Source organism: Streptomyces sp. NPDC047853 (assembly GCF_043204535.1).
Lineage (GTDB): Bacteria > Actinomycetota > Actinomycetes > Streptomycetales > Streptomycetaceae > Streptomyces.
In genome coordinates this window covers 145396-162360 of the sequence record NZ_JBIDCI010000005.1, presented here as the reverse complement: position 1 = coordinate 162360, position 16965 = coordinate 145396, and the positions used below count along the sequence as shown (strand labels likewise).

The following is a 16965-nucleotide window of genomic DNA, read 5'->3' as shown; positions in this document are numbered from 1 at the left end:
CCTAAGCGGGTCACAGGTGCAGCCGCATGGAGGGGTCGGTGTCCCGGGTGAACCCCATCGACGCGTACAGCGGCTCCGCGTCCGGGGACGCGGTGAGCATGACGTGGCCGGCGCCCCGCTCGCGGAACCACTCCAGCAGCTCCTCCATGCACGCGCGGGCGTACCCGCGACGCCGGGCTCCGGGGTCCGTGGCGACGCTGAAGACGTACCCGGTCAGCCCCCGCGGATTGCCGGCCCGCCCGATCCGGTACTCCACCGTGCCCACCACCAGCGCCGCCAGCGCGTCCGGCCGCTCCGGGTGGTCGACGACGAACGCGGCGAAGTCCCCGTCGGGGTCGGCGAGCCGCGCCCGCAGCGTCGGCAGGGAGCCGGCGTGCCAGTCGGTGGAGGGCGGACGGCCCACCGCGTCGAGCATCACCTGACGCAGGCGGAGCACTTCGGCCGCGTCGGCGGCCACGGCACGGCGTACGGGACTCATGCCCGCACGCTAGTGACCCGCCCCGTCGGCTGTCCCGCCCTTTTCCCCCCACCACCGCCTTCTCCCCGCGGGCGCTTGCCTGGAGTGCACTCCAAGGTCATAGCGTGGAACCCATGACGGTGATGCAGACCACGGCCGGGACCCCCGCGCCGCACGCCACCAGAACGGACATCTGCTCCGCCCCGCCCCCGCGCCACCCACGCCCCGACGGGCAGGACCGCTACACCATCAGCGAGGTCGTCGCCTTCACCGGCCTGACGGCCCACACGCTGCGCTGGTACGAGCGGATCGGGCTGATGTCCCACATCGACCGCTCGCACACCGGCCAGCGCCGCTACAGCAACCGCGACCTGGACTGGCTGGACTTCGTCGGCAAGCTGCGCATGACCGGCATGCCGGTCGCCGACATGGTCCGGTACGCGGAGCTGGTGCGTGAGGGGGAGGGCACCTACCACGACCGGCGGGAACTCCTGGAGTCCACGCGCCGCGACGTGCTGACGCGCATCGCCGAGCTGCAGGACACCCTCGCCGTACTCGACCGCAAGATCAGCTTCTACGGGGACGCCGGACGCGCCCGCGGAACGGAGACGACCCGATGACCGACAGCAGCATCCCGACGGTACGGCTCGGCGACGGAGGCCCGCCGGTGGGCGTCCAGGGCCTGGGCTGCATGGGCATGAGCTTCGCCTACGGCCCCGTGGACACCGAGGCGTCGCGGGCGACCCTGGAGCGGGCGCTGGAGCTGGGCGTCACGCTCTACGACACGGCGGACGCGTACGGGGCGGGCGACAACGAGCGGTTCCTGTCGCCGTTCTTCAAGGCGCACCGCGACGAGGTCGTCATCGCGACCAAGTTCGCCCTGTCGATCCCGCCGGACGACCCGACGAAGCGGATCATCCGCAATGACGCGCCGTACGTCCGCCAGGCGGTCGAGGCGAGTCTGCGGCGGCTGGACGTCGACGTCATCGACCTCTACTACATGCACCGGCGCGACGTGAACGTGCCGATCGAGGAGACCGTCGCCGTCATGGCCGACCTCGTCCGCGAGGGCAAGGTCAAGCACCTCGGGCTGAGTGAGGTGACGGGCGCGGAGCTGCGCGCCGCGCAGGCGGTGCATCCGATCGCCGCCGTGCAGTCGGAGTGGTCGCTGTTCAGCCGGGACATCGAGGCGGGCGTGGTGCCGGCCGCCCGCGAGCTGGGCGTGGCCCTGGTGCCGTACTCGCCGCTCGGCCGGGGCTTCCTCACCGGTTCCTTCGTCCACGCCGACCGCGACCTCACGGACGGCGACTTCCGCCGTCAGCAGCCCCGCTTCACCGGCGACAACGCGGCGGCCAACGCGGCCCTCCTCGACCCCGTCCGCACGGTCGCCGAGGCCCACGACGCCACCCTCGGCCAGATCGCCCTCGCGTGGGTCCAGCAGCAGGCGCGGGTGCACGGCCTGCCGGTGATCCCGATCCCGGGGACGCGCAGGCCCGCCCGGGTGGAGGAGAACACGGGCGCGACGCGGATCGTCCTCACCGAGGAGGAACTGGCGGTGCTGGAGCCGATCGCGGGGAAGGTCGCGGGCGACCGGTACGCGGACATGACGTTCACGTCCGCCGGACGGGAGTAGAGCAGCGTCACAGCTCCGCCAGCAGCTCGGCCTTCTTCGAGGAGAACTCCTCGTCCGTGACCAGTCCCTGCTGGTGCAGCTCGCCCAGGTGCCGGATCCGCTCGGCGATGTCCGCGGGGTCGCGCCGAGGCGCCGGGACCGGCACCGGCACCGGGGCGCCCCCGCCCCGCTCCCGTACCGCCGCCAGCACCGCGGCAGCGAACGGCAGCGACTCGTGCACCGGCCCGTACCCGAGCCCGAACACGACCGAGGCGGGGTCCTGGTCGGCCTGCGGGGCGACGGGTGCGGCCTCCCTCGGCAGCAGCCGCAGGTACCCCTCGAAGGCCTCGGGGGACCGCCACTCCACCCCGCCCAGGTCGGCGACCAGGAAGCTCTGGTCGCCGGCCTTCCACTTCGCCGACGAGGCGCCCGTCCAGGACCAGCGGAAGGACACCGCCTTGCCGTCGAAGGACGCCTTCCCGTCGTACGCCTTGAAGTGCAGCGGCGCCTCGGGCGCCGCGACGAGGTACCGCTCGGTCTCGTCGGACCCGGTCAGCAGCGCGCGCAGCTCGTCGGCGTAGTACTCCGCCAGCGTCTCCCGCTCGGCCGGCAGGACGAGCCGGTACGGGTCACCGCTCTCCTTCAGCTGCCCGGCCGCCGCCTCCATCAGCGGGTCGGCGCCCGGGCGCAACTCCATGCGCAGCACGACCGTGCCCCGCCGGCCGGGCGTGAGCGTCACCCCGGCGATCGCCTCGACGGGGACACGGCGTTCCCCGAGGGCCTGGAACAGCTTGGGCGTCCGAATCCCCCGTTCGTAGCGGATGAGCACGGAGTCGGACTCGAACTCCCAGGCGGCATGAAATCCGGCCAGTACGTCACCCATGCGGCTCATCGTATGCGGCACGAGCTCTTCCGTCCCCTCCCCGTGCAAACCGGAGTATCTGCGCCTCTACGCGCGTCAGGCCGCCGCCGTCGCGGACAAATCCGCCCGGCATGTGTCGTTCTCGCCGGCGCAGGCGACCGTGGGGTATGCGCCAACGCCGATCTGCGCGAAGTTCCGGAGGCTCTCCGTGCCCGGCACGAAGTAGCCGCTGTGCCCCTGGGCGCCCCGCGCGGACAGCAGCCGCGCCCCGAACGCCGGGGACACCGGGTCGGCGCCGTGCCCGAGGCCGCCGACCTCCAGGTACGGCACGTCCTGGATCCAGTCGTCGGCGTCCCGCATCGCCCACACCCGGGCCGAGGTGTGCAGCTGGGCGGCCTTCTCGACCCGCATGCCGGGGCTGCCGGCCACCGCGATGTCGGTCACCCGGCGGGGCAGCGCGTCGGCGGCTACGCCGCACACCACCGAGCCGTAGCTGTGGCAGAACAGCGAGACGGGGGCCCGGCCGGGCAGCGCCCGCAGCAGCGCGTTCAGCCGGGCGGCCCCGTGCTCGGCGCGGATCGCCGTGGCCGCCTCCATGCCGAGGCCGCTGGGGGAGGTGTAGTCGGCCCAGGCGATCACGGCCGTGCGGGTGCCGGGGCTCGCCGCGCGCTCGGCCGCGTGGAGCGACTCGGCCATGCCGACGGGCGCCGAGTACTTGCGACGGGTGCGCTGGAAGGTGAGCAGCTCGGTGTCGACGCCGGGCACGACGACCGACACGCGCTCGGCGCGGCCGAGGTCGCCGAAGACCTCGGCGACCTTGCCCGCACCCGCCGGATCGAAGGCGAGGATGTGCCGGTCGCGGTGGAGCAGCGCCTCGTACTGCTGCGCACGCCGGCCGGCCTCGTGCTGGCCCGACAGCGACAGGCGCTTGTCGTTCATGCGCAGCCGCTCCACGGCGCGGGCCTTGCGCAGCGCCGCGCGGTTGGCGAGGTAGCGCAGGTCGACGGGGGCACCGTTCATGTTGCCGACGGCCAGGGAGTAGCGGCGGGCGAGGCTGGTGCGCTGCCACTCGGTGAGCGAGGCGAAGAAGCGGGCCAGTCGGGCGGGGGACGACTGCGCGTCGGGCAGTCGGCGCCCGTCGATCCGGCCGTGCTCCCAGGCCGTGACCGACGCTTCGAGGGCCGTGGGGCCCCGCTGGTTGCGCAGGGCGGTCCAGCCGGTGGTCGCCAGCATCACGAACACCACGGCCAGGGCGAGCAGTGCGCGCCAGACGTTCAGCTGCGGGGAGGTGTCGAAGGAAGTCACTGGGAGGACACACTAGGAGAACGGGACGGTCTCGCGGGAATCCAGTGACACGGATCACGTTTCGATCATGTGCTACGGGGTTGGTTCCGCCCGTCCGGCCCCGTGGGCGCTCCGCCAGTCGCCCGTGAGCGCGGGTTCCACCTGATCGAGGTGGGCGGCGGTCAGCTCGCGCAGCGCCGCGAGACTGGCGTCGCCGCGCGCCGACCAGATCCGTTCCGTCACCCGGATCACCGCGCCGAAGACGGCCACGACCACGCGGGGGCGCGGGTCCGCGTCGAGGTCGAGGCCCTCGCGGTCGGCGACGACCCGGGCGATCTCCTCCTCCAGTTCCGCCGCCCGCCGCAGATGGGCGGCGAGCAGCGCGGGCGTCGACTCGATCACCTGGTAGAAGCGCATGTGCAGCTCCAGCGGGACCAGCCGCTCCACGGCCTCGCCGATGGTGTCCCAGCTCTCGTCGAGCGCCCGGCGCATCGCGGCCGGCGGCGCCTCGCCGGGCGGGCGGCGGCGCACCGCCTCGACGAAGTGCGACTCCGCGAGCCGCGCCACGAAGAAGGCCGCGTCCTCCTTGCTGGCGAAGTAGCGGAAGAAGGTGCGCTGCGAGACATCGGCCGTCTCGGCGATGTCGTCGACGGTCGTCTCCTCGTAACCCCGGTCGGTGAACAGCTCCAGGGCGGACCGCAGCAGCGTGTCCCGGGTGCGCCGCTTCTTGCGCTCACGCAGGCCCGGTGGTGTGGCCGTGTCCGCCATGTTCAAAAGGTTCGCTCCTCGGGTCGGCGCCGGCCTGCTGCCCCGCCGTCGTTTCCGCAGTTCAGGCTAGAGGGAGATGACATGTCAGTTACCGACTAGTGAAATGGTTTGTCAACTGTCAGTGACTGTCACTAGCCTCGAACGTATGACTAGTCAGACCACCATCGACAAGACGGGACCGGGGGACGGGGGGACCTCGTCCGGTGTGTCGGGCCCCGCACCGGCCGGCGGACTGCGCGGCCACCCGTGGCTCACCCTCGTCACCGTCGCCGTAGGGGTCATGATGGTGGCCCTCGACGGCACCATCGTGGCCATCGCCAACCCGGCCATCCAGGTCGACCTGAAGGCCAGCTTCGCCGACGTCCAGTGGATCACCAACGCCTACTTCCTCGCCCTCGCGGTCTCGCTGATCACCGCGGGCAAGCTCGGTGACCGCTTCGGCCACCGGCAGACCTTCCTCATCGGCGTGGTCGGCTTCGCCGCCGCCTCCGGTGCCATCGGCCTGTCCGACAGCATCCCGCTGGTCGTCGCCTTCCGCGTGCTCCAGGGCGTCTTCGGCGCCCTGCTGATGCCGGCCGCGCTCGGCCTGCTCCGGGCGACCTTCCCGGCCGAGAAGCTCAACATGGCCATCGGCATCTGGGGCATGGTCATCGGCGCCTCCACCGCGGGCGGCCCGATCCTCGGCGGCGTCCTGGTCGAGCACGTCAACTGGCAGTCCGTGTTCTTCATCAACGTGCCGGTGGGCGTCCTCGCCGTGGTCCTCGGCGTCATGATCCTGCTGGACCACCGCGCGGAGAACGCCCCGCGCTCCTTCGACGTCCTCGGCATAGCCCTGCTGTCCGCCGCGATGTTCTGTCTGGTCTGGGCGCTCATCAAGGCCCCCGAGTGGGGCTGGGGCGACGGAAAGACGTGGCTGTTCCTCGTCGTGTCCATCGTGGGCTTCGGGCTGTTCGCCTTCTGGGAGACGAGGGTCAGGGAGCCGCTGATCCCGTTGGGGCTGTTCCGTTCCGTCCCGCTGTCGGCGGGTGTCGTCCTCATGGTCATGATGGCGATCGCCTTCATGGGCGGCCTGTTCTTCGTGACGTTCTACCTCCAGAACGTGCACGGCATGAGCCCCGTCGACGCCGGCCTGCACCTGCTGCCGCTCACCGGCATGATGATCGTCGGCTCACCGCTGGCCGGCGTGATGATCACCAAGGTCGGCCCGCGCATCCCGCTCGCGGGGGGCATGGCGTTCACCGCGCTCGCCATGTACGGCATGTCCACGCTGGAGAAGGACACCGGCAGCGGCGTCATGTCGCTCTGGTTCGCCCTGCTGGGCCTCGGCCTCGCGCCCGTCATGGTCGGTGCCACCGAGGTCATCGTCGGCAACGCGCCGATGGAGCTGTCCGGTGTCGCCGGCGGTCTCCAGCAGGCGGCGATGCAGATCGGCGGCAGCCTCGGCACGGCCGTGCTGGGCGCCGTGATGGCCTCCAAGGTCGACAACGACCTGGCGGGCAACTGGGCGGACGCCGGCCTTCCGAGGCTGACGCCGGAAGAGCTGGGGCAGGCCTCCGAGGCGGTCCAGGTCGGTGCGGCTCCGGTGGCCGAGGGCATGCCGGGGCCGATGGTCGCGAAGGTCACGGAGGTCGCGCACGACACCTTCCTCTCCGGCATGAGCCTCGCGTCGCTCGTGGCCGCCGGTGTCGCGGCCGTCGCCGTGCTGGTCGCCTTCCTCACCAAGCGCGGCGCGAACGCGGAGGCCGGCGCGGGCGTGGGCCACATCTGAGGAGTTCCGCGCGTACCGGCCCTGTTTTCGCCCATCCGGGTGACAGGGCCGGAGAACCCTCCCCTCCCACCGACCGTGCAGGTCACAGTGGGTCAAGTCCTCCGCAGGGCACGGGGGCGAGAGGCTGCGGCGCGCTGCCGGAGGGGGGCAGCGCGCGGGCAGCACCTCCGCGGCAGGCATGAGCCGCCGCAGGGGGGTACCCGAACTCCACGATGAGTTCAGGGAGTTGATGATGGCAGGCTTCGGCACCGGATCGCGCAGGCTCCCCCGCTCACGTGGCCGGACGTGGTCACGGACCGGGCCGGATCGCGCGACCCTCGCCGTCGTCGGACTCGTCTGCGCGGTCGCCGGTTTCTTCGTGCTGGGGATCGTCCTCGGCCCCGCCGCGATCGTCTGCGGCCGACTGGCCATAGGCCGCACCGGGGCGGGCCCCCGCCCGGTTCCGGCCGTGGTCGCGGTCGTCCTGGGGGTCATCGACACGGTCCTGGCGGTCCTGTGGCTCATCGGCGCGGCACCCCTGGGCAACGGTCTCCTCTGACCTGCGACCACGTCGGGGGGAGAGTACCCGCGCCTCCGCTACTCCGCGGTGTCGGAGGCGGCGGGGACACGCTCCGAGGCGGGAACGGACGCGGGACCGGGAACGGACGCGGGACCGGGAACGGACGCGGGACCGGGCTCCGCGGGACCCCTCAGCCCCGCGACCTCCGCCCGCAGGGCCCGCACCTCCTCCGTCAGCGCCCGGATCGCCTCGGTCTGCCGCCGCTCCTCCACGTCGTCCCGCTCGAAGCGCGCGAGGAACCACGCCGCGATGTTCGCCGTCACCACACCGAGCAGGGCGATGCCGGACAGCATCAGGCCGACGGCCAGCAACCGCCCCACCCCGGTGGTCGGCGCGTGGTCCCCGTACCCCACGGTCGTCATCGTGGTGAACGACCACCACAGCGCGTCCCCCAGCGTGCGGATGTTCCCGCCGGGCGCGTCCCGCTCCACGGACAGCACCGCGAGCGAGCCGAACATCAGCAGCCCCACCACCGCCCCGGCGACATACGTCGTCAGCCGGATCTGCGGGGCCATCCGGGCACGCCGCCCGACCAGCAGCAGGGTGGAGACCAGCCGCAGCAGCCGCAGCGGCCGGAGCATCGGCAGCGCCACCGCGCACAGGTCCAGCCAGTGCGTACGGACGAACCGCCGGCGGTCCTCGCTGAGCACCAGCCGCACCACGTAGTCCACGACGAAGGCCGCCCACACCAGCCACTCCGCCAGCGCGCACGCCCGGGTCAGGGAGCCGCTCGCGGAACTGTTCACGATGGGGACCGCGTACGCCACCGCGAACAGCACGGCCAGCGCCAGCAGCGGCCGCTGGGTGCGCCGCTCCCAACGCTCCCGTGCCGTCCGCCCCTCGATGCCCTCGCCCGTGCGCGCCATCCCCGCATCGTAGGGAGCCCGGAGGCCGCCCGGGGCGGCGGAGTCGGAACCCCGCCGCCCCGGGCGGCCGTGCGCTCCTAGGCGTCCCCGCCGGCCACGCCCGGGTCGGCCGCCGTTACGTCGAGCAGCCGGTACCGGTCCACCGCCTGCTTCAGCACCGACCGGTCGACCTTCCCCTCCCGCGCCAGCTCGCTCAGCACTCCCACCACGATCGACTCCGCGTCGATGTGGAAGAACCGCCGCGCCGCACCGCGGGTGTCCGCGAAGCCCCATCCGTCCGCGCCCAGCGACTGGTACGTGCCCGGCACCCAGCGCGCGATCTGGTCCGGCACCGCGCGCATCCAGTCGGAGACCGCCACGAACGGGCCCTGCGCACCGGCCAGCTTGCGCGTCACGTACGGGACCCGCTGCTCCTCCTCGGGGTGCAGCAGGTTGTGCTCCTCGCAGGCCACCGCGTCGCGCCGCAGCTCGTTCCAGGAGGTCGCCGACCAGACGTCGGCCCGCACGTCCCACTCCTCGGCGAGGATCCGCTGCGCCTGGACGGCCCACGGCACCGCGACCCCGGACGCCATGATCTGCGCCGGGATCGAACCGCCGGTGGCCTCGCTGAAGCGGTGGATGCCCTTGAGGATGCCCTCGACGTCCACGTTCTCCGGCTCGGCCGGATGCCGGATCGGCTCGTTGTAGACGGTGAGGTAGTAGAAGACGTCCTCGCCGTGCGGGTGCTGCTCGTCCCCGCCGTACATCCGGCGCAGCCCGTCCTCGACGATGTGCGCGATCTCGAAGCCGAAGGCCGGGTCGTACGCCACGCACGCCGGGTTCGTCGAGGCCAGCAGCTGCGAGTGGCCGTCCGCGTGCTGGAGCCCCTCACCGGTCAGGGTCGTGCGGCCCGCGGTCGCGCCCAGTACGAAACCGCGCGCCAACTGGTCACCCATCTGCCAGAACTGGTCGCCGGTGCGCTGGAAACCGAACATCGAGTAGAAGACGTAGACCGGGATCAGCGGCTCGCCGTGCGTGGCGTACGCCGATCCGGCCGCGATCAGCGAGGCCGTGCAGCCGGCCTCCGAGATGCCGTCGTGCAGCATCTGCCCGGTCGGCGCCTCCTTGTAGGCCAGCAGCAGCTCCCGGTCCACCGACTCGTACTGCTGCCCGAGCGGATTGTAGATCTTCGCACTCGGGAAGAAGGAGTCCATGCCGAACGTGCGGTACTCGTCCGGCGCGATCAGTACGAACCGCTTGCCGATTTCCTTGTCCCGCATGAGGTCCTTCAGGAGCCGCACGAAGGCCATCGTCGTCGCGATGGACTGCTGGCCGGACCCCTTCTTCACGGTCGCGTACGTCTTGGCGTCCGGCAGCGCGAGCGGCTTCGACCGCACGACGCGGGTCGGGACGTAGCCGCCGAGACCCAGCCGGCGGTCGTGCATGTACTGGATCTCCTCGGTGTCCCGGCCGGGGTGGTAGTACGGCGGCGGCCCGGACTCCAGCTCCTTGTCGGAGATCGGCAGGTGCAGCCGGTCGCGGAAGCGCTTGAGGTCGTCGACCGTCAGCTTCTTCATCTGGTGCGTGGCGTTGCGGCCCTCGAAGTTCGGCCCCAGCGTCCAGCCCTTGATCGTCTTGGCCAGGATGACCGTCGGCTGGCCCTTGTGCTCCAGGGCCGCCTTGTACGCCGCGTAGATCTTCCGGTGGTCGTGACCGCCGCGGCCCAGGTGCAGGATCTGGTCGTCGGTCATGTTCTCGACCATCGCGCGCAGCCGGTGGTCGTCGCCGAAGAAGTGATCGCGGATGTAGGCGCCGGACTCGGTGGCGTAGGTCTGGTACTGGCCGTCGGGCGTGGTGTTCATCCGGTTGACCAGCACGCCGTCGCGGTCCTGCGCGAGCAGCGGGTCCCAGGTGCGGTCCCACACCAGCTTGATCACGTTCCAGCCGGCGCCGCGGAAGACCGACTCCAGCTCCTGGATGATCTTGCCGTTGCCGCGCACCGGGCCGTCCAGGCGCTGGAGGTTGCAGTTGACCACGAAGGTCAGGTTGTCCAGGCCCTCGCGGGCGGCGATGGAGAGCTGGCCCAGCGACTCGGGCTCGTCCATCTCGCCGTCGCCGAGGTAGGCCCACACGTGCGAGCGCGAGGTGTCCGCGATCCCGCGCGCGTGCATGTAGCGGTTCATCCGGGCCTGGTAGATCGCCCCGATCGGGCCGAGTCCCATCGAGACCGTCGGGAACTCCCAGAAGTCCGGCATCGACCGCGGGTGCGGGTACGACGACAGCATGTGCGGCGCCTTGGACTTCTCCTGCCGGAAGCCGTCCAGGTGCTCCTCGCTGAGCCGGTCGAGCAGGTACGCGCGCGCGTAGATGCCCGGCGAGGCGTGGCCCTGGAAGAAGACCTGGTCGCCGCCGTCGCCCTCGTCCTTGCCCCGGAAGAAGTGGTTGAAGCCCACGTCGTACAGGGACGCCGAGGAGGCGAAGGTCGCGATGTGCCCGCCCACGCCGATGCCGGGCCGCTGGGCGCGCGAGACCATCACCGCCGCGTTCCACCGGGTGGCGTTGAGGATCCTGCGCTCGATCTCCTCGTTGCCCGGGAAGAACGGCTCGCTCTTGGTCGGGATGGTGTTGACGTAGTCCGTGCTGCGCATCTCGGGCACGGCCACGCGCTTCTCACGGGCCCGCTCGATCAGCCGCAGCATCAGGTAGCGGGCCCGCTCCCTGCCGCGCTCGTCGACGGCGGCGTCGAGGGAGTCGAGCCACTCCTGGGTCTCCTCGGGGTCGAAGTCGGGGACCTGACTCGGGAGGCCGCCAATGATGATCGGACTGCGATCATTGCGATCGGATGCGGAAGCCACGCTGTTCCTTCGCTGTCGGAGGGCCACTTTGCCGGGTGTCTGCGCCGATTCCCCGCCGATTCACCATCGTGTACCTCGCGAGGGCAAACGTCATCTGTACCGTGGGGTAACCGGTTCCCCCATGGGGATCGGGGGCACGTTCATTCGAGTCTCGTACCCACACGTGGTTCCCAAATACGCAAACGGGGCAGATAGGTGTGGTGTACGTCACCTTCGGTCTGGACGGCATGGCTGGAGTTGCGGCGACACGGCCGGGATCGTCACCGTTTCGGCGGTCCCAGTCGCCGGGTACTTGCGCGATCCGTCCCGCCCGTGTGGACTACGGCCAATGCTTCGCGCACGCGCGTGGCTGAGACATTCACCAAGACATGATCAGGAGGCAACCCGTGAGCGCGACCGCGGACCACGCGGAGGAGCGGACGAACCCTGCCGCCAGGCTGGGTTTCCAGCCCGGGCAGGTGGTCCAGGAGATCGGCTACGACGACGACGTCGACCAGGAGCTCCGCGAGGCCATTGAGGGCGCCGTCGAGGGCGAGCTGGTGGACGAGGACTACGAGGACGTGGCCGATGCCGTCGTGCTGTGGTTCCGTGACGACGACGGCGACCTGACGGATGCGCTGGTGGATGCCACCACGTACATCGAAGAAGGCGGGTCGATCCTCCTTCTGACGCCGAAGACCGGCCGGTCTGGGTACGTCGAGGCCAGTGACATCTCGGAAGCCGCGACGACGGCCGGACTGACGGCGTCCAAGAGCGTCAGCGTCGGCAAGGACTGGAGCGGCAGCCGACTGGCCACGCCCAAGGCCGCCAAGTCCAAGCGGTAGCCGGCCGGGCTCCGCACCACCCGACTCCGGACGGGCCGACCGCCGTCGGCCCGTCCGCGGGTCCGTGAGGGTCCCTGCGTAGGGTGTTCCCAGCGAACCATCCTCGGAAGGGACGAACAGGACATGGCGATCCAGGTCGGCGACAAGGCCCCCGACTTCGAGCTGAAGGACAACCACGGCGCGACCGTCCGGCTGTCCGACTTCCGCGGCCGCAGGAACGTCGTGCTGCTCTTCTACCCGTTCGCCTTCACCGGCGTGTGCACCGGTGAGCTGTGCGAGGTGCGGGACAACCTTCCGCAGTTCTCCGACCGCGACACCCAGGTGCTCGCCGTGTCCAACGACTCCATCCACACCCTGCGCGTCTTCTCCGAGCAGGAGCGTCTGGAGTACCCGCTGCTGTCCGACTTCTGGCCGCACGGCAACGTCTCGCGCGCGTACGGCGTCTTCGACGAGGACAAGGGGTGCGCCGTCCGCGGCACCTTCATCATCGACCGGGAGGGCGTCGTCCGCTGGACCGTACGCAACGGCCTGCCGGACGCCCGCGACCTGAGCGAGTACGTGAAGGCGCTCGACTCCCTCTGATCCCTCTGACCGACACCGACCTCGACATGCGGCCTCGACACCGAGTGATTTGTCGGTCCCAGGGCCTGCGGGGGGCGGGAACCCGTCACTAGGATCGAATCGTTGATCCGATATCCACGCACTACGGGGCTCCCCGCCCCTGGACACCAATGGAGGACTCGTGGGAGTCAGCCTCAGCAAGGGCGGCAACGTTTCGCTGACCAAGGAGGCCCCCGGCCTCACCGCGGTCATCGTCGGTCTGGGGTGGGACATCCGCACCACGACCGGTACCGACTTCGACCTCGACGCCAGCGCGCTGCTGCTGAACAGCGGCGGCAAGGTCGCCAGCGACGCGCACTTCATCTTCTTCAACAACCTGAAGAGCCCGGACGGATCGGTCGAGCACACCGGCGACAACCTCACCGGTGAGGGCGAGGGCGACGACGAGCAGATCAAGATCGACCTCGCCACCGTCCCCGCCGACGTCGAGAAGATCACCTTCCCGGTCTCGATCTACGACGCCGAGAACCGCCAGCAGTCCTTCGGCCAGGTGCGCAACGCGTTCATCCGCGTCGTCAACCAGGCCGGCGGCGCCGAGATCGCCCGGTACGACCTGTCCGAGGACGCCTCCACCGAGACCGCCATGGTCTTCGGTGAGCTGTACCGGCACGGCGCGGAGTGGAAGTTCCGCGCCATCGGCCAGGGCTACGCCTCGGGCCTGCGCGGCATCGCGCAGGACTTCGGCGTGAACGTCTGAGTCATCGCCACATCCGGGGCGACAGCCCCGACCGTCCGGCGCCGCACGGTTTACGTGCGGCGCCGGACGCGCAGGAAACCCGAGAACCATCACCCGGGGAGGGATCACCATGGGCGTCACGCTTGCCAAGGGGGGCAACGTCTCCCTGTCCAAGGCCGCACCGAACCTCACACAGGTACTGGTCGGGCTGGGCTGGGACGCGCGTTCCACCACCGGAGCACCCTTCGACCTGGACGCCAGCGCGCTGGTGTGCAGCAGCGGCCGGGTGCTCGGCGACGAGTGGTTCGTCTTCTACAACCAGCTCAAGAGCCCGGACGGCTCCGTCGAGCACACCGGGGACAACCTCACCGGTGAGGGTGACGGTGACGACGAGTCGGTGCTGGTCGACCTCTCGGCGGTACCGGCCCACTGCGACAAGATCGTCTTTCCGGTCTCGATCCACATGGCCGACGAGCGGGGCCAGACCTTCGGCCAGGTCAGCAACGCCTTCATCCGGGTGGTCAACCAGGCCGACGGCCAGGAGCTCGCCCGGTACGACCTCAGCGAGGACGCCTCCACGGAGACCGCGATGATCTTCGGTGAGCTCTACCGTTACCAGGGGGAATGGAAGTTCCGCGCGGTGGGGCAGGGGTACGCGTCGGGTCTCCGGGGCATCGCTCTAGACTTCGGAGTCAACGTTTCGTAAAGCCGCGTACGGCGCGGGGGAGCCCCGTACACATACGATTGGGTAGCCAGTGGTTCTGAAAACCTTCGGGTGGTCGTTCGCGGTCACCGCGCTCGGCCTGGTGGCCGCGGTCTTCTACGGGGGGTGGGCCGCCTTCGGCGTCGTGGCGATCCTGTCCGTCCTGGAGATCTCGCTGTCCTTCGACAACGCGGTGGTCAACGCCGGGATCCTGAAGAAGATGAATGCCTTCTGGCAGAAGATCTTCCTCACCATCGGCATCCTGATCGCCGTCTTCGGCATGCGCCTGGTCTTCCCGGTCGTGATCGTCGCCATCAGCGCGTCGCTCGGGCCGATCGAGGCCGTCGACCTCGCCCTCACCGACAAGGACCGCTACCAGGAGCTGGTGACGGACGCCCATCCGTCGATCGCCGCCTTCGGTGGCATGTTCCTCCTGATGATCTTCCTCGACTTCATCTTCGAGGACCGGGAGATCAAGTGGCTCGCTCCGCTGGAGCGCGCGCTGGCCAAGCTCGGCAAGGTCGACATGCTGTCGGTCTGCATCGCCCTGATCGTGCTGCTGGTCTCCGCCATCACCTTCGGCGCCCACGCCCACCAGCACGGCGGCACCCACGCCGACAAGGCCGAGACGGTCCTGCTCTCCGGCATCGCCGGTCTGATCACCTACCTGGTCGTGGGCGGCCTCTCCGGCTTCTTCGAGGACAAGCTCGAAGAGGAGGAGGAGCGCGAGCACGAGGCCGAGGAGCAGGCCGAACGGGCCGGCAAGCCCAAGTCGGCCGTCAAGCTGGCCGGCAAGGCCGCGTTCTTCATGTTCCTCTACCTGGAGGTCCTGGACGCGTCGTTCTCCTTCGACGGCGTCATCGGCGCCTTCGCCATCACCAACGACATCGTCCTGATGGCCCTGGGCCTCGGCATCGGTGCCATGTACGTCCGGTCCCTGACCGTCTACCTGGTCCGCGAGGGCACCCTCGACGACTACGTCTACCTGGAGCACGGCGCCCACTACGCCATCGGCGCCCTCGCCGCCGTCCTCCTGGTGACCATCCAGTACGAGATCAACGAGTTCATCACCGGCATGATCGGCGTGGTCCTGATCGGTGCCTCCTTCTGGTCCTCGGTCCGCCGCAACAAGCGGCTCGCCGCGGCCGGGGGCGACGGCGGCAAGGAGAAGGCGGAGGTCTCCTCCGGGGTGTGAAACCCTGCTCTTCCCGGGCCGGGTTCACCCCCGGTGCGCCTGCTCCGTTGGTGTGAACAGGGCCCGGACGAGGAACGCTCTGTGCGGGGCGGTCGACGAGGACGTTTCCTCGGGGCCGCCCCGTCGGCGGTCTGCGTCAGCGGTCTGTGTCGGCGTTCGGCGTTCGACGGTCGATGAGATGGGGGCGGGAATGGGTTTCTTGGACGGGCTGTGGCGCGGCCGCGAGAGCGAGTTCGACTCGGGCAGCGCGGCGACCAACTCCATCCAGCTGACCAAACGGCACAGCCAGGTCTCCCTGGACCGGCAGGGCGCCGCCACCGGCAACCTGCGCGTCAACCTCACCTGGCGGATGCGGACCTCGGACATCATGGGTTCGCAGCGCGAGAGCCTGCTGCGGCACCCCCTCAAGGCGCTCAAGCCCCCCGAGGTCGTCGGCCACAGCCAGAGCATGGTCAACGTCGACCTCGACCTCGGCTGCCTCTACGAGCTCCAGGACGGCACCCGCGGGGTCGTCCAGCCGCTCGGCGGCTTCCTCGGCGACGTCAACGCCCCGCCGTACGTCAAGCTCAGCGGCGACGACCGGTTCGGCTCCGCCTCCGGGGAGACGATCTACGTCAACCTCGACCACAAGGACGCCATCAAGCGCCTCCTGCTCTTCGCCTACATCTACGACCAGACCCCGGCCTTCGACCGGACGCACGCCATCGTCACGCTGTACCCGAGCAACGGCCCGCGCATCGAGATAGGCCTCGACGAGCGTCACCCGCAGGCCCGGTCCTGCGCCGTGGTGATGATCGAGAACGTGAAGGGCGAGATCCTCGTCCGCCGCGAGGTGAAGTTCGTGTACGGCTTCCAGGGCGAGCTGGACCGGCTGTACGGGTGGGGCCTGCAGTGGGGCCGGGGCCACAAGAGCAAGGCCGAGCGCTGACGCCCGGCCGTGCCTCCCGTGCCCGCTAGCGTCCGATGAACTGGGGGCCCTGCGGCGGCAGCCGGAAGTCCGGGTCGGGCGTCCCGGTGGCCGGCGGCGGGTAGCCGTAGCCGGACTGCGCACCGGTGACCCCCGCCGCGGCGGGCGCCTGCGGGTACCCGTGGTCGGGGCGGCCGGCCGGCTGCGGATAGCCGTAGGTCGGCGGGGCCGCCGGCGGCTGCTGCGGATAGCCGTAGGCGGGCTGGGCCGGTACCCCCGGGGGCTGCTCCGGCGGCAGCGGACGCGAGACCTCCGGGAGGGGCTGCACGGTCGTCGGCTCGTCCGGACCGGCCGTCGGCGGGGCGGGCGTGGACCGCGGGGGCGTGGACCGGTCCGAGGTGTGCGCGGACGATCCGGGCCGCGGGGCCGCCATGGGGTCCTCCGCCCCCTCCGACTCGTCCACCGAGATGCCGAAGTCGGTCGCCAGGCCCTTGAGCCCGTTCGAGTAGCCCTCGCCCAACGCCCGGAACTTCCACCCCTCCCCGCGCCGGTACAGCTCGCCGCAGATCAGCGCCGTCTCCTGGCCCGTCTCCGGCTTGACGTCGAAGTACGCCAGCGGTTCCGCGTCGGCGGCCGAGGCGTCGTGCAGCAGGATGCGCAGGGAGCGGACCCGGTCGAAGGAGACGCCGTCCGCCGACGCCACCAGCAGGATGCGGCCCACCGAGGCCTCGACCCCGGTCAGATCCGTCTGGATCGTGTCGGTCAGGTCCTCGCCGACCCGCTTCTTGCCCAGCCGCCAGACCTGGCCCGAGGGGTGCCGAGGCTGGTTGTAGAAGACGAAGTCCTCGTCGGAACGCACGCGGTCGTCCGGCCCCAGGAGCAACGCGGAGGCGTCGACGTCGGGGACCCCCTGCCCGGGCGTCCAGCGCAGTACGGCGCGTACCGTGGTGGCTTGCAGCGGGACGTTCGACCCCTTCAGCATCGCGTGCGTCATGCCGTCATCCTGCCCTCTCGGTCCTGGTCACGACA

17 protein-coding genes are annotated in these 16965 nt (G+C 70.7%); 10 read left to right on the top strand and 7 right to left on the bottom strand.

Going from position 1 to position 16965, the window contains the following annotated elements:
- Positions 1-10 precede the first annotated feature (10 nt).
- Positions 11-478 carry a GNAT family N-acetyltransferase gene (locus tag ACGF5T_RS12210; protein WP_356603043.1) on the bottom strand — a complete coding sequence of 156 codons (468 nt, stop codon included), beginning with the start codon at positions 476-478 and terminating at the stop codon, positions 11-13.
- Between the two features lie 113 nt (positions 479-591).
- Between ACGF5T_RS12210 and ACGF5T_RS12205 the strand changes: the two genes are divergently transcribed.
- Complete coding sequence (locus ACGF5T_RS12205) at positions 592-1077, top strand: MerR family transcriptional regulator (protein ID WP_356603041.1); 486 nt, start codon at positions 592-594, stop codon at positions 1075-1077.
- Positions 1074-2090 (top strand): aldo/keto reductase, encoded by a 1017-nt coding sequence (locus ACGF5T_RS12200; RefSeq protein ID WP_366766573.1) that lies wholly within the window; start codon positions 1074-1076, stop codon positions 2088-2090. Before ACGF5T_RS12205 ends, ACGF5T_RS12200 begins: the two co-directional genes overlap by 4 nt.
- A 7-nt stretch (positions 2091-2097) precedes the next feature.
- Here the strand turns inward: ACGF5T_RS12200 and ACGF5T_RS12195 are convergent, their stop codons facing one another.
- The 3 genes from ACGF5T_RS12195 to ACGF5T_RS12185 all read right to left on the bottom strand — a co-directional run bounded on the left by ACGF5T_RS12195 (position 2098) and on the right by ACGF5T_RS12185 (position 4983).
- Positions 2098-2952, bottom strand: a complete 855-nt coding sequence (locus tag ACGF5T_RS12195; RefSeq protein ID WP_356603037.1) for a DUF4429 domain-containing protein — start codon at positions 2950-2952, stop codon at positions 2098-2100.
- 75 nt (positions 2953-3027) lie between these two features.
- Complete coding sequence (locus ACGF5T_RS12190) at positions 3028-4236, bottom strand: alpha/beta hydrolase family protein (RefSeq protein WP_361011289.1); 1209 nt, start codon at positions 4234-4236, stop codon at positions 3028-3030.
- 72 nt (positions 4237-4308) lie between these two features.
- Positions 4309-4983: a TetR family transcriptional regulator gene (locus ACGF5T_RS12185; RefSeq protein ID WP_356603033.1), complete on the bottom strand. Its 675-nt coding sequence runs from the start codon at positions 4981-4983 to the stop codon at positions 4309-4311.
- Between the two features lie 145 nt (positions 4984-5128).
- Here ACGF5T_RS12185 and ACGF5T_RS12180 point away from each other — a divergent pair, with 145 nt between their 5' ends.
- Positions 5129-6751: an MFS transporter gene (locus tag ACGF5T_RS12180; protein ID WP_366766574.1), complete on the top strand. Its 1623-nt coding sequence runs from the start codon at positions 5129-5131 to the stop codon at positions 6749-6751.
- Between the two features lie 229 nt (positions 6752-6980).
- A complete protein-coding gene (locus ACGF5T_RS12175; RefSeq protein ID WP_366766575.1) occupies positions 6981-7289 on the top strand; it encodes a small hydrophobic protein in 309 nt (102 codons plus the stop codon).
- Between the two features lie 38 nt (positions 7290-7327).
- Here ACGF5T_RS12175 and ACGF5T_RS12170 read toward each other — a convergent pair whose 3' ends face one another.
- Positions 7328-8176, bottom strand: coding sequence for an ion channel (locus ACGF5T_RS12170; RefSeq protein WP_366766576.1), 849 nt, complete (start codon positions 8174-8176; stop codon positions 7328-7330).
- Positions 8177-8253: 77 nt separating this feature from the next.
- The gene (gene aceE / locus ACGF5T_RS12165) at positions 8254-11010 is read right to left on the bottom strand and encodes a pyruvate dehydrogenase (acetyl-transferring), homodimeric type (protein ID WP_356603026.1); all 2757 of its coding nucleotides are present in this window, start codon (positions 11008-11010) and stop codon (positions 8254-8256) included.
- 386 nt (positions 11011-11396) lie between these two features.
- Between aceE and ACGF5T_RS12160 the strand changes: the two genes are divergently transcribed.
- The 6 genes from ACGF5T_RS12160 (at position 11397) to ACGF5T_RS12135 (ending at position 15957) form a co-directional block, all read left to right on the top strand.
- A complete protein-coding gene (locus tag ACGF5T_RS12160; RefSeq protein WP_053130143.1) occupies positions 11397-11834 on the top strand; it encodes a DUF3052 domain-containing protein in 438 nt (145 codons plus the stop codon).
- A gap of 123 nt (positions 11835-11957) precedes the next feature.
- Positions 11958-12416, top strand: coding sequence for a peroxiredoxin (locus tag ACGF5T_RS12155; RefSeq protein ID WP_361011298.1), 459 nt, complete (start codon positions 11958-11960; stop codon positions 12414-12416).
- Between the two features lie 160 nt (positions 12417-12576).
- Positions 12577-13152, top strand: coding sequence for a calcium homeostasis/redox stress adaptation protein (locus ACGF5T_RS12150; RefSeq protein WP_053130137.1), 576 nt, complete (start codon positions 12577-12579; stop codon positions 13150-13152).
- A 109-nt stretch (positions 13153-13261) separates the two neighbouring features.
- Positions 13262-13837 carry a TerD family protein gene (locus ACGF5T_RS12145; protein WP_053130134.1) on the top strand — a complete coding sequence of 192 codons (576 nt, stop codon included), beginning with the start codon at positions 13262-13264 and terminating at the stop codon, positions 13835-13837.
- A 49-nt stretch (positions 13838-13886) separates the two neighbouring features.
- Positions 13887-15029, top strand: coding sequence for a DUF475 domain-containing protein (locus ACGF5T_RS12140; RefSeq protein ID WP_053130132.1), 1143 nt, complete (start codon positions 13887-13889; stop codon positions 15027-15029).
- A gap of 190 nt (positions 15030-15219) precedes the next feature.
- Positions 15220-15957, top strand: a complete 738-nt coding sequence (locus ACGF5T_RS12135) for a Tellurium resistance (protein ID WP_356611343.1) — start codon at positions 15220-15222, stop codon at positions 15955-15957.
- A 25-nt stretch (positions 15958-15982) separates the two neighbouring features.
- Here ACGF5T_RS12135 and ACGF5T_RS12130 read toward each other — a convergent pair whose 3' ends face one another.
- Complete coding sequence (locus tag ACGF5T_RS12130; protein WP_366766577.1) at positions 15983-16930, bottom strand: TerD family protein; 948 nt, start codon at positions 16928-16930, stop codon at positions 15983-15985.
- Between the last annotated feature and the right edge of the window lie 35 nt (positions 16931-16965).